Consider the following 20851-nt stretch of genomic DNA (forward strand, 5'->3'; position numbering starts at 1 on the left):
TTTTAAACTGGGCTCAGCCTTTTTTATTTGCACATAAAAAATCCCCCAAATGTTTCTCAATGGGGGATTTGAGTCGTTTTAAATTGCAAACCATCAACAAAGCAAATGAGCACGATATCTCAGCTGTGATTACATAATCAATGAGCTGGTTTGTGACTGTTTAGTCTCGGTAAAAAAGATACTGCGGTATGTGCTGTAGTATGTCGCATACATAATTGGCATAGAAATAAACAGACCTAATCCAAAAGGAATGATAGAGACAAACATCAGTACCATGGCAATCAGGAAGAATAGGAAACCAGGCAATAGGTTTTTCTTGACGGCTTGTAAGCTGGCGGAAATAGAAGTACCAATTTTAAAGTCATGGTTCATGATTAACGCAGGGGCAAACCACGTCAATGCGGTACCAAATAAGCTGGCTAATGCCATGACAATTCCAGCGAAGACGAATGACCCCGTTGATGCGAAAAATGCAGCATCAGAAATTCCATCATATTGATCGGCTTGCATCACTAAACTAAAGATTGCGGAACCTGCGATGAGGAACGCAATTAACATGCCTACCATATTTGCGGCGAAGTTAATGGCGCCGACAGCAAACAGTTCACCAAATTTCTTTTGGAATCCAGAGAAAAGTAAGCCAATATCCGCTTCACCGGTTTTGCGCTGATTTTCGCAAATGGCAATAATCCCACCCACAAAAACAGGCGTAACAAAGCTGACGAACATGCTAACGAGTGGCAAGAAAGCCATGGCAAAAATAATCAGGAAAAAGACGATGTTAATCAGGATCCACATCCCTAATTTTTCCTTGACCAGTGCCCATGCTTGGCTGATCCACTCAACCCCTTCACCTGCTTGAACGGCATTAGGTTCTGGTGTAAATACAAAGCTATCGATGGGCTCGGGTGGTGTCATAGGCGAAATGTCGTTATCAACATTATCGTGTTCATTGTTCATAGTGAGTGACCTATTTAGTAGTGATGAATTAGCAATATTTATTATAGAGTTATGTTGCTATTAATAAATTAAATTTAACGTGCGGATTATGCCTAAAAACCGTGCCTGTTCAAAGCAGAGTAATCTGGTAACGAGAAGAGAGGTCGGATGCGAAGAGATTATATGAAATAGGCTCCCAGAAGGGAGCCTATGAAGAAATTAGTACATGACTTTTTTGCCGTAGCTTTCGAGGATACTTTTGACTCTTTCCATTACCTCTTTTGACGGTGGTCTCACGCCATCAAGTTTGTACTCTTCACCCATGGTTTCCCATTTGTGTTTGCCCAGCTCATGATAAGGGAGTAATTCAATTTTCTCGATATTATCCATATCTTTAACAAACTCACCGAGCATATGAACTGAATGATCATCGTCACTCCAACCTGGCACGACAACATAACGGATCCACGTTTTTTGGTTACGTTTTGCAAGGTAGCGGGCAAATTCTAAAGTGCGATGATTGGAAACGCCAACGAGTTTTTGGTGGATCTCATCATCAAGCTGTTTTAAGTCAAGCATGACAAGATCAGTGACATCCATTAGCTCATCAATGACAGGGTCATAGCGACGAACAAACCCGTTAGTGTCTAAGCATGTATGAATGTTCTCTTTTTTGCAGGCACGGAACCAATCACGGACAAAATCAGCCTGTAAAATAGCTTCACCACCTGATGCCGTGACACCACCGCCGGTTGCGTTCATAAAATGGCGGTAAGTGACCGCTTCTTTCATTAACTCATCAACGGTAACCATGTTACCTGTATGGGTATCCCAAGTATCACGGTTATGGCAATACAGGCAGCGCATTAGGCAGCCTTGGAAGAAAACGATAAAGCGGATCCCTGGACCGTCGACGGTACCACAGGATTCAAAAGAGTGAATTCGTCCAAACGTCGCGGGTGGCGAGGTGGTCGAAATTTCAGTCGTTGGAATAGTCTTTTGCGTTGTTGACATAGCAGGAACTCACAGAATGTAGAATTATAATCTCTTATCTTTGACTAAGATAGAAAGGCCCCAATGGGAGGGGCCTTTTATTTATTTTACGTTATAGAATCTTAGCGCAGTATTACAGAGTACTGGTGAAAGTACGAGTAATAACGTCTTGCTGCTGTTCTTTAGTCAGAGAGTTAAAACGCACCGCATAACCCGATACACGGATAGTCAGTTGTGGATATTTCTCTGGGTTTTCCATCGCATCTAACAGCATTTCACGGTTCATCACGTTCACGTTTAAGTGCTGACCGCCTTCGATAGAAGATTCATGATGGAAGTAACCATCCATCAGACCCGCTAAGTTAGTTTTACGAACTTCGTCATCTTTACCTAACGCATTTGGCACGATAGAGAAGGTATAAGAGATACCATCTTTTGCGTAAGCAAATGGCAGTTTAGCAACAGAAGTCAGAGATGCTACCGCACCTTTTTGGTCACGACCGTGCATTGGGTTAGCACCTGGTCCGAATGGTGCACCAGCGCGACGACCATCTGGGGTGTTACCTGTTTTCTTACCATAAACAACGTTAGAAGTAATGGTCAGAACAGACTGAGTTGGAACCGCGTTACGGTAAGTAGGCAGTTTCTGAATTTTCTTCATGAAACGTTCTACTAAGTCACAAGCGATATCATCAACACGTGGGTCATTGTTACCAAATTGTGGATATTCACCTTCGATTTCGAAGTCGATAGCGATACCGTCTTCATCACGAATTGGTTTAACTTTTGCGTACTTGATTGCAGACAGTGAGTCAGCAGCAACAGACAGACCTGCGATACCACATGCCATTGTACGGTAAACATCACGGTCATGAAGCGCCATCAGTGCTGCTTCATAGCTGTATTTATCATGCATGAAGTGGATGCAGTTCAGCGCAGTAACGTACTGAGTTGCTAACCAGTCCATGAAGTGGTCCATTTTGTCCATCACGGTATCGAAGTCGAGAACTTCATCCATGATAGGTGCGTGTTTAGGACCCACTTGCATTTTCAGTTTTTCGTCCACACCACCATTGATGGTGTACAGCATTGTTTTCGCTAAGTTTGCACGAGCGCCGAAGAACTGCATTTGTTTACCAACAATCATTGGGCTTACGCAACATGCGATTGCGTAGTCATCATTGTTGAAGTCAGGACGCATTAAATCGTCGTTTTCATACTGTACAGAAGAGGTGTCGATAGAGACTTTTGCTGCGAACTTTTTGAAGTTCATTGGCAGTTTTTCTGACCACAGGATAGTCATGTTAGGCTCTGGAGATGGGCCCATGGTATACAGTGTGTTCAGGAAACGGAAGGTGTTTTTAGTCACCATAGTACGGCCATCAAGACCCATACCTGCCAGTGATTCTGTTGCCCAAATTGGGTCACCAGAGAACAGCTCATCGTATTCAGGTGTACGTAAGAAACGAACCATACGCAGTTTCATGACTAAGTGGTCAATCAGTTCTTGCGCTTGTTCTTCTGTGATTTTACCTGCATCTAAGTCACGTTGGATGTACACGTCTAAGAACGTAGATACACGACCAAATGACATTGCCGCACCGTTTTGAGATTTAACAGCCGCTAAGTAACCGAAGTAAGTCCATTGAACTGCTTCTTGTGCGTTAGTTGCAGGACCAGAGATGTCGTAGCCATATTTAGCTGCCATCTCTTTGATTTGACCCAGTGCACGATGTTGCTCAGCAATTTCTTCGCGCAATTGGATAGTCATTTGCAGGTCTTCACCTTTTTCTAATCTTTCTTGCAGAGAAGTGAATTGGTTGAATTTGTCTTTCATCAGGAAATCAATACCGTACAGAGCAACACGACGGTAGTCACCGATGATACGACCACGACCATAGGCATCTGGTAAACCGGTTAAGATACCGGATTTACGGCATTTTAAGATGTCTGGAGTATAAACATCGAAAACACCTTGGTTGTGAGTTTTACGGTATTCAGTGAAGATTTTTTTCAGGCTAGGATCTAAAGTACGATCATAAGCTTTACATGAACCTTCAACCATTTTGATACCACCGAACGGGATAAGACCACGTTTCAGAGGTGCGTCAGTTTGTAGACCAACGATAGTTTCTAATTCTTTGTTAATGTAACCAGCATCATGGGAAGTGATTGTTGATGCAAGGTCTGTATCAAAATCAACTGGTGCGTGAGTGCGGTTTTCGATTTTGATCCCTTCCATGACTTTTTCCCACAGCTTATCAGTTGCTGGAGTTGAGCCTGCTAAGAAAGATTCATCACCTTCATACGGAGTATAGTTTTTCTGAATAAAGTCACGGACGTTGACGTTATTCTGCCAGTCACCTTGGCTAAAACCTTGCCATGCTAAAGCGAATTTTTCATTTAATTCGGACATGATACTTTTACCTTTTAACAATGGATCTTTGAGGGATCTTAATAAATCTTTGTGTACGTGTAATAACAATTATATTAACAAATTTCGATTAATGTTTTTCGTTATTACGCAGATGCATTAACCAGTAAACTAGGCCGACTAACACTGCGCCGCCAATAATATTTCCGATAGTCACTGGTATTAAATTGTCACTGATAAAGTTCCCAACCGTTAGGTTAGCGAATTGCTCAGGTGCCATGTTGATTTGAGTCCAAAATTCAACAGGGGCGAATTCTTTAATCATGATACCCATAGGGATCATAAACATATTTGCGATACTGTGCTCAAAACCGCTGGCGACGAACATCGCAACAGGCAGAATCAAGGCGACAAATTTATCGGTTAGGCTACGACCGGCATAACTCATCCAAACAGCTAAGCAAACCATTAAGTTAGCTAAAATACCAAGGAAGACAGCTTCCACAAAAGTGTGGTGTAGTTTGTAGTTGGCGGTTTGTAGTACGTTCAAGCCCCATTGACCATTCGCGGCAACATATTGCCCAGCAAACCAAATAACCGCGACAAAAAACAGTGCGCCGACTAAGTTGCCAATATAAACGTGGAACCAGTTGAGGAGCATTTGACCCCAAGAGATTTTTCCTGTGGCTTTAGCAACAACGGTTAAAACAGTGGATGTAAATAAGTCGGCTCCACAGACCACTACCAACATTAATCCAAGAGAGAAGCAGATGCCCCCAATCAGTTTGGTGAAGCCATAAGGCGCACTCGCGGTACCCGTAGTAGCTGTGATATAGAACACAAAAGCGATAGAGATAAAGATACCAGCGGTGAATGCTGACAAGTAAGTCATGGCGGGGTGTTTGTTGACTTTATAAACGCCCACATCATTAGCGACTTGAGCCATTACAGCAGGGGGTAATAAATTAAAAGGGTTGTCAGCTTTCATACCAACACTCTCTTACAAAGTTGATTAATTATAGCACGCAATTATAGTAACAAACGGGTGTGGTGATAAATTTGATGTGGATCATGAAGTGTTAAGAGAACGGGGGTAAAATAGGTCTAAAATCGTCAAAATTAAATGTAACATTATGATTTAATTATAAAAAATATTTTTTAAATTTTATAAAAAATTTTTATAAAACCACGAAAAACGGTCTTCAGAAGTAAAATGTTACAGATGATTGTTAACGAATATCGATAATTATTATGTGATTGAAATTAAATATTGCTTAAGTAAAGATAAAAGCCCGAAGGCCTTTATCTTATTGTCGTCAATTACGCGTTAGCGCGCTTGGCTCTTTGCAGCTTTTCGTAAGCAGCGAGTAGTCCTTGATGAGCCGGTAATGCTTTTAATTCTGCATCTACTGACCATAATCCATAGAAACACGATTCACCGGCGATTGCTGCGGATGCTGCATCCACCGCTTCTTGCCCATACATACGAACAAATGCTTGATAATATTGAGTAGGTTCTCTCTCTTCTTCTTGAGAAAGCAGCAGTAAGGTGTGCAAGCAACGATAGTAGTTGGCACGTTCAGGCGTGAATACTGAACTGTTGAAGTCTTGTGTCCATTCGACCCAAGCCAGTGCTTGTTCAAGATCACCACCAGCTAGCGCCAGCATTGATTTCAATTCACCGATGCGCAGGTTACTCCAGCCATTATCTTTGCCAACGGCTAAACCTAACAACTCGCGTACGCGGGTAAAGTCATCTAAACCGTCATCATCTAACTGTTCAATTAAAGCGAGGTAATCTTCTTTTTCCCATTGGCTATCTGGCAGCGCCATGATGGTGTCACGCAGGTAAGCCCCCATCGCATTGTTAGCAATGTGCAAATCTTCGACAGGATAGATATCGGACATGCCTGGTACCAAAATACGGCATGCGTATACGCCTAAATGGCTATAGTCCGCAATATAAACTTCCGCATCAAGCTTATTGAAGATGGCCATTAATGTGGCGAACTCTTCGGTCGTGGTCCCTTTAAAGCTCCAATCTACGAATGGATAATCCGCATCATCTTTAAACGTATCCCAGCTAATTAAACCGCTAGAATCGATAAAGTGAGTTTCTAAGTTTGTGTGTTCACCCACTTCTTCATCGTCAAAGGTTGGGGCGTTAAAGACATCTAAGTCTTTCAGACCACGGCCTTGCAGCAATTCAGTTACGGTACGCTCTAATGCAACACCAAAATCAGGGTGTGCACCGAAAGAGGCAAAACACGTTCCGTTTTGTGGGTTAAATAACACAACACAGATAACAGGGAATTCCCCACCTAAAGATGCATCGTAGCTGAAGATTGGGAAACCTTCATTTTCTAACGTTTCAATCGCTGCAACGACACCTGGATAGCGAGCCATCACTTCGGCAGGAATTGTCGGTAAGCTAATGCTTTCAGCAATAATTTTGTTTTTCACAAAGCGTTCGAACACTTCGGATAACCCTTGAACTCGCGCTTCATTGGCGGTGTTTCCTGCGGACATCCCATTGGATACATACAGGTTACCCACGATATTCATCGGAATATAGACGGTACGATTATCTGATTGGCGTGTAAATGGAAGGGCGCAGATACCACGTTCTTCATTGCCAGATTGAAGGTCGATAAGTTGGCTGCCAGCGAGTGCATTATCAGGATCGTAAAATGCAACTAAGCGCTCATCTAATAAACCTTCTGGTAGACTATCGTCTTCGGTGAGCGGGAACCATTTCTCATTAGGATAATGGACGAAGTCCCCTTCAGCGATAGATTTACCCAGATAAAAATCCGCAAAGAAATAGTTTGTGGATAAACGTTCAAAATACTCGCCAAGTGCAGAAGCTAATGCCGCTTTTTTACTGGCGCCTTTACCATTGGTAAAGCACAGTGGGCATTCCTTATCACGGATATGAACGGACCAAACGTTCGGTACGGGATTTAGCCAAGAGGCCTCTTCGATATCGAATCCTAGATTTTTCAGTTTAGTTTGGAATGCTTCAATGGAGACTTCGAGTGCGGCATCTTTGCCGGGAATAAATGTTTGGCTCATTGTCAGTCACTTGTAAATGGCTTGTTTCAGATAGCGACTATGATACGGATTTTTCCCAGATTGCTCACGCTTTTTATGCTGAGTTCCTGTTTTTTATTCAAGACAGAAAACAGGCAAAAAATTAGAATTTACTAAAATGACTAAGCGGATCACAAAACTCTCGGATTAAATCCACATAATAACGTGAGTTTATTTTTAATATCATGTTCGTCAATTTTAGTTAAAGGAAAATAGGATGAAAAACCGTAATAAAGCACTGTTAGCCACATTGGTTTCATTGTTTGCTGCATCTGCATTTGCACAACCGAATATTACTGTGTTGGCAACAGGCGGGACGATCGCTGGTGGGGGAGAATCAGCAACTGGCTCGAGCTATCAAGCGGGTAAGGTGGGGATTGATTCTTTACTTAATGCGGTACCAGAAACTAAAAAAATTGCCAATCTTAGTGGTGAGCAGCTTGTGAACATCGGTTCTCAAGATATGAATGATCAAGTGTGGCTAACCCTCGCTAAAAAAATCAACCAAGATTGTAATAAAACCGATGGTTTTGTCATCACTCATGGTACTGACACCATGGAAGAGACTGCCTTTTTCCTCGATTTGACTACAGCATGTAAAAAACCCATTGTAATGGTTGGTGCGATGCGTCCTTCTACTGCCTTGGGGGCCGACGGTCCATTGAATTTGTACAATGCCGTGGTACTGGCATCTGACAAATCAGCAGGGGAGCGAGGCGTGCTGATGGCAATGAATGACAAAGTGATTCAGGGTCGTAATGTGATGAAAATGAGTACAACGGAAGTTCAAGCATTCGACGCGGTGAATGCGGGAGCTGAAGGTTATATTCATGATGGTAAAGTGACTTACTACCAAGCTGCTCAGCCTCGCGGTGACAAGCCTGTTTTTGATGTGAGTAAATTAGATAAATTGCCGGAAGTCGGTATCGTTTATAACTATGCAAATGCTTCGGCTGCACCAGTAAAAGCGCTACGTGAAGAAGGAGTTAAAGGTATCGTCAGTGCGGGGGTAGGTAACGGCAATATGTATAAGACCATTTTTGATGCACTCGCGAATGCGGCAAAAGAAGATGTGGTTGTTGTGCGTTCTAGCCGAGTTCCAACAGGCTATACAACACGTAATGCTGAAGTGAATGACAATGAATATGGCTTTGTGGCTTCCGAAAGACTAAATCCACAAAAATCACGCGTATTATTACAATTAGCACTGACTCAAACAAAAGATCCGAAAAAGATTCAAGAAATGTTTGAGCAATATTAATTCTCTAAGAATAGGCGGCAGAAATGTCGCCTTGATTATGTTTTTATAACTACATCTAGAATGTGTTTCTTGATTGATAATCACATTTAAATAATCAAAATAACTCGATAATAAATTCCTATAAGATAGGTAATAAAGTTTATTATCGAGTATTTATGTATCATATATTTAACAAAATTAATTATAAAGCACCGACTTCGGGCGTTTGAGGATCGGATTTTTCTTGCTTATTTTTTTCTTTAAATGCAGTTACGTTTCCTGTCGATTGTGTGGCAGATTTAACTTCAGCAAGCCCAGAAAATATTCCGCCTTTTTTGATGGATAAATTCGAATAGCGGATAGTCCCATAAATTTCGCCATTGGTATCAATGCTGATGGTTTCCGAAATACATTCCCCTTCAACTTTACCGTTTACCCACAATTCATTACTCGTAATATTGCCGGTAACATGCCCATTTTGCATAATTTTTACGGTGTTATTTTTGCCAGTAATATTACCAATCACAGTACCATAAATATGCACTTGCTCATTGGAGGTCACATTGCCTTCAAATACGACATCTTTGGCAATGATAGTATTGGTTTTTTCTTCACTGACCGTCGGTGATGATACTTGCATTTTTTCCTCAGCGATCTGTTGAATGATTTCTTCTTTATTGATAGTGGGAGTGGGCTCTGGTTTGTTTTGTTTTTTATTGAACATGTGACTAACCTTTTTGAAATTGAAGTATAGAACCAAACAAATGATTGAAGATATAAAGGCAAGAGATGCCACAACGGTATATCTAAAAAACCACGCTATCAAAGTAAGAAACCAGAAGAAAAAACTTATGTTCAAAAACAGATAGGCTTTTTTCATCTTTTAATCTCTTACACATAAATTTAAGCATCAGTATAAATTAAAATAACACATAACAAATTAAAGAATAGAGGATGATTTTAGTTTTATCTGAAGAAATAAAGGCATGAGTTTTTAAAAAATAGTCGTTATTTTTCAGATATAGAATGGAAATAGGGAGATGTTAAGATGGGTTAAATAAAAATACCCACAATGAACATTAAGTGGGTATTCTCAGCATTAAATCACGTCTTAATTAAATCGCTTCCTTTAAAAGAAAGAAGCGATTGATAATGTGATTATTTTGCTTCGTGTGCTTCAGTATTTTCGCGACAATTACCTTCAGCGCAGTGACCATACAGATATAAACTGTGGTTAGACAGTTTAATACCGTGACGTGCAGCGATATCATGCTGGCGTTTTTCGATTGATTCGTCTGTAAATTCGATAACCTTGCCACAATCTAAACAAATTAGGTGGTCATGGTGATGTTGCTGAGTTAATTCAAATACGGATTTTCCACCTTCGAAATTGTGACGTGTCACAATACCAGCATCATCAAATTGGTTTAATACGCGATAGACAGTTGCTAATCCGATTTCTTCACCAATATCAATCAGCTTCTTGTAGAGATCTTCCGCACTGACGTGATGGCACTCAGGCTCCTGAAGTACTTCCAAAATCTTCAATCTTGGAAGAGTGACTTTGAGTCCTGCATTTTTCAATGCTTTATTATTGTCTGTCATGCGGGCTTGTCCTGTATTTTAAATCATAAATTTAACAATAATGAGACGTTTTTAACAAAAATCCAGTTGTCTTCTAAACTGATTTACAATTATAGGCATGGAAAATAAAAATAGAAACCATGCATTGTCTCATTATTTTGATTCGAGCTTAAAAGCGAGTCCCTTAATATGGTGGACGAATGAGCCATCATATCTAACAGTGCTCGCTTTTAATTGACAATCAATGTCATTATTAGCCAAGGATTTCAGCCAGCGACATCTCTTCAGAGATCTGTTTAACCCAAGCATTAACACGCTCTTCGGTAAGCTCTGGTTGACGATCTTCATCGATAGCAAGACCGATAAAGTGAGTATCATCAGCCATACCTTTAGAGGCTTCAAAGTGGTAGCCTTCTGTTGGCCAGTGTCCCACAATGACTGCGCCGCGGGGCTCAATGATGTCACGGATGGTACCCATCGCATCACAGAAATATTCTGCGTAGTCTTCTTGGTCTCCACAACCAAACAGCGCGACAAGTTTACCGTCAAAATCAATTTCTTCTAATGTTGGGAAAAAATCATCCCAATCACATTGAGCTTCACCGTAATACCACGTCGGGATGCCGAGAAGTAGGATATCAAATGCTTCGATATCTTCTTTGCTGCACTTAGCAATATCGTGAACTTCTGCAACATCTTTGCCTAATCTTTCTTGGATCATTTTGGCAATATTTTCTGTGTTACCTGTGTCACTTCCGAAGAAAATGCCTATAACTGCCATAAATTGATTAACCTCTTGTTTTTCTAGCAGCGAGTTTAACTTATTGATTCTACTAGAATTAAAAATAGAACGAAAATAGGTAAAATTTGCGCCTTATTTTGGCGAAAAAAACGGTGTTAGTCTGTCAAATTTGTGTGATTCATTCAGACACAGCTAGTGGTCAATTGTCTCACTAACCTGCTCAAGTTGAGCCATCAAAATTTCTTCAATTAGCTCACTTCGGCTTATATTTTTCTCTTCAGCTAATTGGTTTAAGACTGCGACAGCGTCTTCATTTAATTTCAGCTCAACTCGACGCAGTCCTTTGACTTTATCCCGTTTGAGCTGATTTCGTTTGTTAATTCTTAATTGTTCATCCCGCGACAACGGGCTAGTTTTTGGTCGCCCAGGCCTGCGTTCTTCTGCGAACAAATCCAGTGTCGTGCGATCAGTTTGTTCTTTTGCCATATCTACTATTGCTAACGGAAGGGGTGTGCCAGTATTTCAGCGCGCAATGATACCCTAGCTGAATCCCTAGTACCATAGGTGCATACCCAGCTAATTCATCTAATAGATTAAAAAAAAAGCACTTTTAAGAAAAAAGCATCACCCAACGAGGGGGAGATGCTTTTTTGTTCAGGTCAACGAGTCTGCTGCTGCCATAAATTTGCATAAATGCCATTCAATTTAAGAAGGTTTTCATGGGCTTCCGTTTCAGTCACTTCCCCATTGCAAATCACGTAAATTTTATCGGCGTTCATGATGGTATTGAGACGGTGGGCGATGCTAATCACCGTTCTACCTTGTGAAATTAATGGCATGTTTTGCATGATGGCAGATTCCGATTCGTAATCTAATGCGGATGTAGCCTCATCAAGAATTAAAATATCGGGCTCAGTAATTAATGCTCGAGCTAACGCAATGCGCTGACGCTGCCCGCCTGAAAGATTTAACCCTTTTTCAGATAAATGATAATTAAAATTATTAGGCAATGACATAATAAATTCATACGCACCTGCAAGTTTTGCTGCATGAATTAATTGTTGCTCATTTGCTTGTGGGTAACTTAAACGAATATTTTCTGCAATTGTTCCGACAAACAATGTGCTTTCTTGTAGCACGACACTCATTCGACGACGCAATGCCACTGTATCGGCAACGGCTAAATCCATTCCATCCACAATAACTTGCCCATGTTGAGGAACATATAATCGCTGTAATAGTTTTGTTAGCGTGCTTTTCCCCGAGCCAGAAGGACCCGTGATACCAATAAATTCTCCCGCCTTGATGGATAAACAGAGATTATTAAGGACTTCAGGGGTTTCTGGTTGGTAACGAAACCGGATGTTTTGAAACTGAATCTCGCCTTGAATAGCGGCGGAGCTAGCAATGCCTTGGCGCTCATTTTCAATAGGTTTATCAAGAATATCACCGACGCGACGAAGGGAAATGATCGTATGCTGAAAATCTTGCCAAATTTGAGCAAAGCGCAAAATGGGTTGAGTTACATGGGCGCTAAGCATATTAAAGGCGACAAGCTCCCCTGGAGTAATGTTGCCTGCTAGCACCTCGTTCACGCCAATCCACAGTAAAATCGCAGTAGTAATTTTACTCACTAATGTCATCAATTGCGTTGCAACCACGCTGCGCATGGATACTTTAAAGCCTTGCATCAATTGTTGACTGAGTAATTTCTGCCAACGCCTAAAAAAATATTTCTCTGTTGCGGTAGTTTTTAGGGTTTCAATCCCCGTAATGGATTCAGTTAAAAACGTAAGGCCATTTTCATCAGCTTGGTAAGATTTTTCTGTCTGTTGACGAATAATGGGACCTAAAATCATCCATAAAATAAAAAAGACGCCCATAGAACCGACGAGAGTCCAAGTCATTATGTCACTATACGAAAATAAGACGGCGACAAACAGGATCACAAAAATAAAGTCAATGAACAGCATAAGTGTTGAACCAGTCAAAAATTGACGGATATGCGCTAATTCACGGACACGAGCAATAATTTTTCCTGTTGGTCTTAACTTAAAATAATTAAGCGGTAACGCCATTAAATGGCGATAGAGTTTACCGGATAACTCTGCACTAATTTGTGTGCTGGTATGGCTGAAGATTTTATTACGAATAAAGCTATAAATAGGCTCTGCAATTGCAATGGCGAGTATGCCAAGCGCAAGAATGTGCAAATTAGGTAGGCTTCGTCCAACCAGCACTTTATCAATCAGATTTTGAAATAGTAGCGGGCTGATTAATGCAAATAGTTGCACAATTGCCGCTAGGATAAAGACATTTTTGAGTTTAAAACGCTGGCGAATAATAGAGGGAATAAACCAGCTAATACCAAATGCCCTTTTTTGTTCTGTCTCCAATTGTTCTTTAATTAGAATCACGGAGTAATGAACATCAACAGAATTATCCCACGGTTCTACGCTGTCACCTTGTGGCGTGATGACGGTGAGTGGTGAGTTTTGAGTAATAATATGCCAACGTTGGTTGATTAATATTAAGGCTGGTAATGGAATATTTTGCATTTGTTGTTGAGTCAAGGACACATGCTGTGTTTCATAACCAATAATTTGTGCACATTCTCTGAGTTCTAAATCTGTTGGTGAATCACCCTGCATACCAATAGCATGCATTAATTGCCCTTGAGTGATATTTTTTTGAAAGTGATTCGCTATCCAGACTAAGGCTTCCAAGCCATTATTATTGCGCTGTTCCATGGATTACTTCTCTCTCATCGCAGTGGAGGTATATTCATTAATTGGGCTAAGCAGGTAATCAATGAGTCGACGTTTATCGGTTTTTATTTCGGCAACAATAGATAAACCCGGCGTTAATTCAATGTGTTCTCCTTCAACTAATAGTTGTTTACTGCTTAAACCAATTTGAGCCAAATACACTAAGCCTAAGTTTTCATCTTGAGTACTATCACGGGAAATAGATAGCAGTTCACCTTCAATGGTGCCGTAGCGTGTATAAGGGAATGCATCAATTTTTACATCAGCTTTTAAGCCTTCTTGAATAAAGCCAATATCTTTATTCAGAATTTTGACTTCCGCGAGTTGTACATGATTATTAGGAACGATAACCATTAACTGCTGTGCTGGTTGTAAAACCGCACCGAGAGTATAAATAGCAATTTGTTGTACTGTTCCGTCAACGGGGGCACGAATAATTTCTAGTTGGTTTCTTTCTTGGTTTTTAATGAGCTCTTGCTCAAGGGATACAAATTTGAATTTAGCTTGCTGATATTTCTCATACCATTCTTGGTGTTTTTGCGCATTAATCCTATCTTGCTTTTCGCGTAAAGCATGGTGTTGGCTATTCAATATGGAGAGTTCAGATTGTTTGGCGGTTTTCTCTTTTCTAGCGAGTAATAACTCACGTTCTTGTTCTAGAAACTCTTTTTGGCTGATCAATTGTTTTTGATTCAGAGCTGTGTGCGCATCAAGTCGTTTTTTAATGTTATGCATCAATATATTGATATCTTTTAATTCACGTTCTCTTGCTTGGTAATTCACGCGATTCAGTTGAACTTCGTTAGCTATCTCGTTCAGTAATGTTTCATACTCTTTTTTAATGGTTTGGTAGCTAAGTTTTGCTTGGACTTGTTCCGTTAATGAAAGCTGAGGGTATCGTGGTGATGTCTCGATTTGCTGTTGATTGAGTAAGGCATGGTGGATCATTTCCTCACTAGCATGAAAGTTTTTCTGGTAGTGAAGGCTAACAATATCTTGGTCAACACCCAGGACTTTGACGCTGAGTAATGGATCGCCTTGTTTAACTTGCTGTCCATCTTCAACGTGGATTTGTTGTAAGCGGCTTAATTCAAAAGCTTGGATAGTTTGTGTTCTTCCCGAGACAATCAGTTTTCCCTGAGTAGTGGCTTGAACGTCCAATTTGCCAAAATATGACCATGCAATTGCAATAAAAATACCGACGCTAATGCTGATGGCCATTGTAAAAGCCAAATAAGAGGGTGGTGTTTTTAAAATAGATAAATGAGCAGGTAAAAAGCTGTTATAGCGGGTAGTGTTTGATTTTCGTTTCATGATTAACATCCATGTCATTATTTAAGAGACTGCTGAAGCGTCCATAAATGTCTATAAAATTTATTATTTTCGATTAATTGTTGGTGGCTGCCTTGCTCAACAATTTGTCCCTGTTGCATCACGATAATGCGTTGGTGATTACGGATTGTGGAAAGGCGATGGGCAATCGTAATAACAGTGCGCCCTTTGGCTATTTCTTGCATATTTTCTTGAATAATAGCTTGGGATTCGTCATCTAATGCGCTGGTGGCCTCATCGAAAATGATGATTTTAGGGTCAGCTAAAAGGGTTCTTGCGATGGCGATACGTTGGCGTTGTCCCCCTGAAAGTGATGATCCACCTTCAGCTAAAATGGTGTCATATCCCATGGGTAATTTGAGAATAAAATCATGCGCTCCCGCCATTTTTGCGGCATTCACCACTTGATCCATTGATGCATTGGGGTTCGTTTGTGCAATATTATTGAAGACAGATTGGTTGAATAGAAAATTTTCTTGTAAAACAATACCAATTTGTTTCCTTAACGATGAAAGCTCGATAGCTGAAATTGGCGTGCCATCAAGGTAAATTGCCCCTTGTTCTGGAGTATATAAACGCAATATTAACCGAGCTAATGTGCTTTTCCCTGAACCTGAGGTACCCACGATACCGATGGTTTCGCCTGCTTTAATCGAAAGATTAAAGTTATCGAGGATAGAAGGCATATTAGGCTGATAACGGAAGCTAATGTTGTGTAGTTGAATATTGCCAATGAGTTGAACGTCATTGCCTTTTTTACTTTGCTCTATCGGAAGGTTGATTATTTGCGACAGTTTTTCTATTGCGACTTTGGTTCGAATATAGTCTCCCCATAATTTCACCAGTTTCACCAGCGGTTGGTTTGCGTGGTTGACCATCATGTGAAAAGCAATAAATTGCCCAATAGTCAATTGCAACGCGAGAACTTCGGACGCACCCACCCATAGAACAAGGGCACTGGTGACTTTTTCAATCACCATGACGATGTGCTCTGAGCGAGAACTGATTTGCCCAGAGACAAAGTTGGTTTGGCTCATATCGGCAGTTTGTGTATCCCAACGACGGGTAAAGCTCGGTTCAATGGATAAGCTTTTGGCTGTCTCTATCCCATTCACACTTTCCGTTAAAAATGAGGTATTGATAGCAATATTTGCAAACTGCTGCTGAGCTGCCGCTTCAATCTTTGGTGTCAGCCACCATGCGACCAGCAAATAGCAGGGGATTGAACATAAGAAAAGTAAGGTAAGTGTGGTGGATAGCAGGTTCATCACATAGACGAAGACAAATAAAAATAGTACATCAACGCACAGTGTGAAAAAGCTACTCGTTAAAAATTCTCGAATGGTTTCTAATTCTTTTACTCGAGTGACAATCGCACCGATTTGTCTATTTTTAAAAAACGAAATAGGCAGATGCAATAAATGATTAACGAGTTTTAATCCTAGCGTCATATCAATACGATTGACGGTATGGTTATAAATATACTCTCTTAGACCTTTTAATATAACTTCGATGATAGCAGCAACAATTAAACCGAAAATTAAAACATCCAAGGTGGATAAACTATTATGAATAAGGACTTTATCCATAATTACTTGCATGACAATAGGCGAAGCTAAAGCCAAAATTTGTAGAATAAAGGAAAAAACCAGTACCCATGTAATAATACTACGGTACTTCATGAATTCTGTTTGGAACCATGAAATATCGAATTTTCCTTGTTTGACTTTGACGTGAAGCCAATCTCCACTCCAGTTATTTTGGAGTTCTTCATGGCTCCATATTTCAGGCGAGGATTGACCAATACGCTGAATCAGCACCTGTTCTTGATTATGATTAGCCAGAAGGAATGCATGCCCATTATTATCATATAAAATAGCGGGTGAAGGGAGTTTCTTTATTTTTTTATCACGCTGATATTTATTTTTACATTTAATCTGATATTTATCTTTTATTACTTTAATGTAATTTTCAATATGATGAATATCTTTTGTAGCTTGCTTGAAATCGTCATAGTCGATTTCACCAGAAAGCTTTGCAATTATGCTAATAAAATATAACGTTGATTGTGTTTTAACACTTTCCATTGTGTATTTTTATCATCCTGTAATTTTAATAATGCTCATGTATCAATTTCGAGAATTTGGTTATTTAATCGAGATGGATAATACCGTCATCATAATTACAAGTGTATTGAAGTTCGTCTTATTATTTGAATATGAATATATTGAGGATATACCTTTGCCCCTGATATTTAAAAATTAAATATCAGGGGCAATACTGCAAAGGATAGGGAGTTAATCAGGAATACCTAAGAAGCGGTGAATGGCACGTAGTACATGTTCTGGTTTTTCAGCATGCACCCAATGGCCCGCATCTGCGACTACCCATGCCTTTGCTTGAGGAAACTGCCCAGCAATGTCTTCACGATATTCAGCTTGAACATAGGGGGAGTTTCCACCGGGAATGAGCAATACCGGTTTATTCCACGCAGGCACTGTTTTCCAACCAATAATTTTTTCATAGTTGGCTTTGATGGCGGGAAGGTTGAATTTCCATTCGCCTTGCTTAAAGGATTTCAGTAAAAATTGAATCACGCCGTCTTCAGGGATAAATTGGCGCATAATGTTACTGGCATCTTGGCGTGTTTTGACTTGCGCTTGCGTTGTCGCTTCTAACGCGGCAATGATTTCATCATGACGGCGGACTTGATAAGCGACTGGGGCAATGTCAATTGCCACGATTTTTTCAATAAAATCAGGTGCTATCTCGCTGGCCGCCATGGCAATCTTACCACCCATGGAGTGACCTATCAAAATGGTACTGTGATAACCAAGGGATTTAACCAGAGTGATCACATCTTCAGCCATATCTCGGTATTCCATTTCATTGGAACGAAAAGAATCACCATGATTGCGTACATCAATTTGAATGGTATCGAAATAGTTTTGTAAGTCGCGACCTAAAACCCCTAAATTATTCAGATCACCAAAGAGCCCATGGATCAAAACAACGGGGGGGGTGGTGATCGGGTTTTCAGGTTTATGGATTGTATAATTAAGTAATTCGGTCATATTTGAACTAGGATTAATGTTGTTTGCCGGATGAGGGGCTTATCATGGCATGGTGATGAGGAAAAACCAAATTTGTGCAATAGCAAACAAGATAACTTACTGAAATATCGTAAAACTTAACTCATTGTTTGTTTTAAGTTATTGAAATTTTAATTGTTTTGTTTTTTTTAAATCTGGCTTATAATCTGGCGCGAATTTTAGATTAAGAAAGTACTGGGAAAAAATGAAAACGATAGAAGTTGATGAAGAGCTTTACCGCTATATTGCAAGTCACACACAGCATATCGGTGAAAGTGCATCGGATATTTTACGCCGTATGCTAAATTTCAAATCCGCGCAGCAGCCAGTACCCGCAGCAAAAGAAGTGAATTTAACACCATTAGCGCCGCAAGATGCGCCGGTGATGAATACTAAGGTGGTTGCACAGAATCCAGTTAGAGTGATCAGAGAATTATTACTCTCTGATGCCTATGCGGAAAAAAACAAAGCGATCGATCGCTTTATGCTAATTCTTTCAACGTTGTATAGCTTAGATGCGAAGAGCTTTGAGCGTGCAACAGAGTCAATGCATGGTCGTACCCGTGTTTACTTTGCTGGTGATGAGCAAACTTTATTGGCTGCGGGCAAGCAGTCAAAACCTCGTCATATACCGGGCACACCGTATTGGGTGATCACCAATACCAACACCAATCGCAAGCGCAGTATGATTGATGCGATTATGCAAGAGATGAACTTCCCTGCGAATGTCATCGAAAAAGTTGGTAATACTATCTAAACATTGTGAAGTCACTGGTGTTTCACGCTAAGCATCAGTGCTTTGGGAGATAACAAGTGGCAATTCATGAACGAGCAGGGCAGCTTCCATTTCAAAGTGATTTGATTAACGTTGCTCAGTTAACGGCTCAATATTATACCCAGCAACCGGATCCTGAGGTGTCTTCTCAGGCAGTCAAATTTGGGACATCCGGTCATCGCGGTAGTTCGCTACGTAATAACTTTAATGAAAATCACATTCTGGCGATTGCTCAAGGCATTGCCGATTTGCGCAAGCAGCAAGGTGTAACAGGACCTTGTTACGTGGGGAAAGATACCCATGCGCTGTCAGAAGCTGCATTTATTACTGTGATTGAAGTGTTAGCAGCGAACCAAGTTCATGTTATTGTTCAAGAAAATAATGGTTTTACTCCAACGCCAGCTATCTCCCACGCTATTTTAAGCTATAACCAAACACATAAAGATGTCGCTGATGGCATTGTTATCACTCCTTCCCATAACCCACCGGAAGATGGCGGAATTAAATATAATCCTGCCAACGGTGGTCCTGCGGATACAGATTTAACTTCCGTTATTGAAAAACGCGCGAATCAGTTGCTGGCGACCGATCTTGATGGCGTGAAGCGGTTAGATTTTGCTGATGCAATGGAAAGCGGTTTTGTGTCTGAGCAAGATTTAGTGATGCCGTATGTTCACGCATTAGGCGATGTTATTGATATGAAAGCTATCCAAAAGTCAGGATTAAAAATTGGTGTCGATCCGCTAGGTGGCTCGGGTATTGAATACTGGAAAAAAATTGCGGAATATTATCAACTGGATATTGAAATAGTGAATGACCAGCTTGATCAAACCTTCCGTTTTATGCCGTTAGATCACGATGGTGTGATCCGCATGGACTGTTCATCCCGTTGGGCGATGGCGGGTTTGCTTGGCATGAAAGAAAAATTTGATTTAGCCTTTGCAAACGATCCTGATTATGACCGTCATGGTATCGTTACCCCGAGCGGGTTAATGAATCCTAACCATTATCTTGCAGTTGCGATTGATTACCTATTTCAAAATCGCCCTCAATGGGGGAAAGATGTTGCTGTTGGCAAAACCTTAGTCTCCAGTGCCATGATTGATCGTGTTGTCAATGATATGGGGCGCGAATTGATTGAAGTGCCCGTTGGTTTTAAATGGTTTGTCGATGGGTTATTTAATGGCAGCCTTGGGTTTGGTGGTGAAGAAAGTGCAGGCGCTTCATTCTTGAAGTTTGACGGTACTCCGTGGTCGACAGATAAAGACGGGATTATCTTATGCTTACTTGCCGCAGAAATCACAGCAGTAACCGGAGAAAATCCCCAGCAGCGTTACAATAAACTTGCTGAAAAATTTGGTGCGCCAATCTACAGCCGCATTCAAGCAAAAGCAACCCACGAGCAGAAAGCTAAGCTGAGTAAATTGTCCCCAGAAATGGTGTCAGCAGATACGTTAGCAGGGGATCAGATTACGCAGCGTTTGACTGCGGCACCCGGAAATGGTGCTTCAATCGGTGGACTAAAAATTATGACCGACTACGGCTGGTTTGCAGCACGTCCATCTGGCACTGAAGAAGCCTACAAAATTTATTGTGAAAGTTTCCGTGGTGAAGAGCACCTTCATTTAATCGAGAAAGAAGCGATCGAAATCGTGAGTAAAGTGATTAGCTAATTCCTACCTTACAAGCGGGCGCTTTTCGCCCGCTTATCATGACTAAATCACTCGATAGTGAAAAATAGCATATTCAGGATTTTATCCCTTTTTTAGCGCGCATCACTTCATAAAATTGTGGTAGCTGATTCTGTGACGCTATTAACAAAATTGTTTTCTTTTCTGACCCACTAAATCTCACTTTTTGTTTTTGCCATTGAGACGTAATAACCGTTGCAGCTAGTGGCATGGAATGATACAACTTTA

16 protein-coding genes are annotated in these 20851 nt (G+C 40.7%); 3 read left to right on the plus strand and 13 right to left on the minus strand.

Annotation, left to right across the window (positions count from 1 at the left end):
• Positions 1–129: 129 nt before the first annotated feature.
• The 5 genes from PR766_RS08520 to ycaO form a co-directional block, all read right to left on the minus strand.
• Positions 130–960: a BPSS1780 family membrane protein gene (locus tag PR766_RS08520; protein WP_006657787.1), complete on the minus strand. Its 831-nt coding sequence runs from the start codon at positions 958–960 to the stop codon at positions 130–132.
• A gap of 198 nt (positions 961–1158) precedes the next feature.
• Positions 1159–1953, minus strand: a complete 795-nt coding sequence (gene pflA, locus PR766_RS08525; protein WP_006662183.1) for a pyruvate formate lyase 1-activating protein — start codon at positions 1951–1953, stop codon at positions 1159–1161.
• A 112-nt stretch (positions 1954–2065) separates the two neighbouring features.
• Positions 2066–4348, minus strand: coding sequence for a formate C-acetyltransferase (gene pflB / locus PR766_RS08530; RefSeq protein ID WP_006662182.1), 2283 nt, complete (start codon positions 4346–4348; stop codon positions 2066–2068).
• Positions 4349–4436: 88 nt separating this feature from the next.
• Positions 4437–5294: a formate transporter FocA gene (focA, locus tag PR766_RS08535; RefSeq protein ID WP_006662181.1), complete on the minus strand. Its 858-nt coding sequence runs from the start codon at positions 5292–5294 to the stop codon at positions 4437–4439.
• A 332-nt stretch (positions 5295–5626) separates the two neighbouring features.
• On the minus strand, positions 5627–7381 hold the full coding sequence (gene ycaO, locus PR766_RS08540) for a 30S ribosomal protein S12 methylthiotransferase accessory factor YcaO (protein ID WP_036960343.1): 1755 nt from the start codon (positions 7379–7381) through the stop codon (positions 5627–5629).
• 235 nt (positions 7382–7616) lie between these two features.
• Here ycaO and ansB point away from each other — a divergent pair, with 235 nt between their 5' ends.
• Positions 7617–8660 carry an L-asparaginase 2 gene (gene ansB, locus PR766_RS08545; RefSeq protein WP_006657793.1) on the plus strand — a complete coding sequence of 348 codons (1044 nt, stop codon included), beginning with the start codon at positions 7617–7619 and terminating at the stop codon, positions 8658–8660.
• A 181-nt stretch (positions 8661–8841) separates the two neighbouring features.
• On the opposite strand, the gene PR766_RS08550 is transcribed toward ansB, so the two are convergent.
• From PR766_RS08550 to ybfF, 8 genes are all read right to left on the minus strand, one after another.
• A complete protein-coding gene (locus tag PR766_RS08550; protein ID WP_117584501.1) occupies positions 8842–9363 on the minus strand; it encodes a bactofilin family protein in 522 nt (173 codons plus the stop codon).
• A gap of 434 nt (positions 9364–9797) precedes the next feature.
• Entirely contained in the window at positions 9798–10244 is a 447-nt protein-coding gene (fur, locus tag PR766_RS08555) for a ferric iron uptake transcriptional regulator (protein ID WP_006657795.1), read from the minus strand.
• Between the two features lie 232 nt (positions 10245–10476).
• Positions 10477–11004: a flavodoxin FldA gene (fldA, locus tag PR766_RS08560; RefSeq protein ID WP_006657796.1), complete on the minus strand. Its 528-nt coding sequence runs from the start codon at positions 11002–11004 to the stop codon at positions 10477–10479.
• A 153-nt stretch (positions 11005–11157) separates the two neighbouring features.
• Positions 11158–11451: a LexA regulated protein gene (ybfE, locus tag PR766_RS08565; RefSeq protein ID WP_006662178.1), complete on the minus strand. Its 294-nt coding sequence runs from the start codon at positions 11449–11451 to the stop codon at positions 11158–11160.
• 173 nt (positions 11452–11624) lie between these two features.
• Positions 11625–13715: a type I secretion system permease/ATPase gene (locus PR766_RS08570; RefSeq protein ID WP_154636156.1), complete on the minus strand. Its 2091-nt coding sequence runs from the start codon at positions 13713–13715 to the stop codon at positions 11625–11627.
• A gap of 3 nt (positions 13716–13718) precedes the next feature.
• The gene (locus PR766_RS08575) at positions 13719–15047 is read right to left on the minus strand and encodes an HlyD family type I secretion periplasmic adaptor subunit (protein WP_039861572.1); all 1329 of its coding nucleotides are present in this window, start codon (positions 15045–15047) and stop codon (positions 13719–13721) included.
• A 17-nt stretch (positions 15048–15064) separates the two neighbouring features.
• Complete coding sequence (locus PR766_RS08580) at positions 15065–17152, minus strand: peptidase domain-containing ABC transporter (RefSeq protein WP_154636155.1); 2088 nt, start codon at positions 17150–17152, stop codon at positions 15065–15067.
• 210 nt (positions 17153–17362) lie between these two features.
• Positions 17363–18139 carry an esterase gene (ybfF, locus tag PR766_RS08585; RefSeq protein ID WP_154636154.1) on the minus strand — a complete coding sequence of 259 codons (777 nt, stop codon included), beginning with the start codon at positions 18137–18139 and terminating at the stop codon, positions 17363–17365.
• A 223-nt stretch (positions 18140–18362) separates the two neighbouring features.
• On the opposite strand from ybfF, the gene seqA reads away from it, so the two are divergent.
• Positions 18363–18914 (plus strand): replication initiation negative regulator SeqA, encoded by a 552-nt coding sequence (gene seqA, locus PR766_RS08590; protein WP_006662166.1) that lies wholly within the window; start codon positions 18363–18365, stop codon positions 18912–18914.
• Between the two features lie 56 nt (positions 18915–18970).
• On the plus strand, positions 18971–20605 hold the full coding sequence (gene pgm / locus PR766_RS08595) for a phosphoglucomutase (alpha-D-glucose-1,6-bisphosphate-dependent) (protein ID WP_230086783.1): 1635 nt from the start codon (positions 18971–18973) through the stop codon (positions 20603–20605).
• Positions 20606–20851 lie beyond the last annotated feature (246 nt).

Origin of the sequence: Providencia sp. PROV208 (assembly GCF_028479465.1) — a bacterium.
Taxonomy (GTDB): domain Bacteria; phylum Pseudomonadota; class Gammaproteobacteria; order Enterobacterales; family Enterobacteriaceae; genus Providencia; species Providencia alcalifaciens.

Bases quoted from the DNA above. Each gene is read 5' to 3' on its own strand.
- fldA (WP_006657796.1), bottom strand. From the start codon at position 11,004: ATGGCAGTTATAGGCATTTTCTTCGGAAGTGACACAGGTAACACAGAA.
- PR766_RS08520 (WP_006657787.1), bottom strand. From the start codon at position 960: ATGAACAATGAACACGATAATGTTGATAACGACATTTCGCCTATGACA.
- focA (WP_006662181.1), bottom strand. From the start codon at position 5,294: ATGAAAGCTGACAACCCTTTTAATTTATTACCCCCTGCTGTAATGGCT.
- ansB (WP_006657793.1), top strand. From the start codon at position 7,617: ATGAAAAACCGTAATAAAGCACTGTTAGCCACATTGGTTTCATTGTTT.
- PR766_RS08550 (WP_117584501.1), bottom strand. From the start codon at position 9,363: ATGTTCAATAAAAAACAAAACAAACCAGAGCCCACTCCCACTATCAAT.
- ybfE (WP_006662178.1), bottom strand. From the start codon at position 11,451: ATGGCAAAAGAACAAACTGATCGCACGACACTGGATTTGTTCGCAGAA.
- seqA (WP_006662166.1), top strand. From the start codon at position 18,363: ATGAAAACGATAGAAGTTGATGAAGAGCTTTACCGCTATATTGCAAGT.
- PR766_RS08580 (WP_154636155.1), bottom strand. From the start codon at position 17,152: ATGGAAAGTGTTAAAACACAATCAACGTTATATTTTATTAGCATAATT.
- pflB (WP_006662182.1), bottom strand. From the start codon at position 4,348: ATGTCCGAATTAAATGAAAAATTCGCTTTAGCATGGCAAGGTTTTAGC.
- ybfF (WP_154636154.1), bottom strand. From the start codon at position 18,139: ATGACCGAATTACTTAATTATACAATCCATAAACCTGAAAACCCGATC.
- PR766_RS08570 (WP_154636156.1), bottom strand. From the start codon at position 13,715: ATGGAACAGCGCAATAATAATGGCTTGGAAGCCTTAGTCTGGATAGCG.
- pflA (WP_006662183.1), bottom strand. From the start codon at position 1,953: ATGTCAACAACGCAAAAGACTATTCCAACGACTGAAATTTCGACCACC.
- ycaO (WP_036960343.1), bottom strand. From the start codon at position 7,381: ATGAGCCAAACATTTATTCCCGGCAAAGATGCCGCACTCGAAGTCTCC.
- fur (WP_006657795.1), bottom strand. From the start codon at position 10,244: ATGACAGACAATAATAAAGCATTGAAAAATGCAGGACTCAAAGTCACT.
- PR766_RS08575 (WP_039861572.1), bottom strand. From the start codon at position 15,047: ATGAAACGAAAATCAAACACTACCCGCTATAACAGCTTTTTACCTGCT.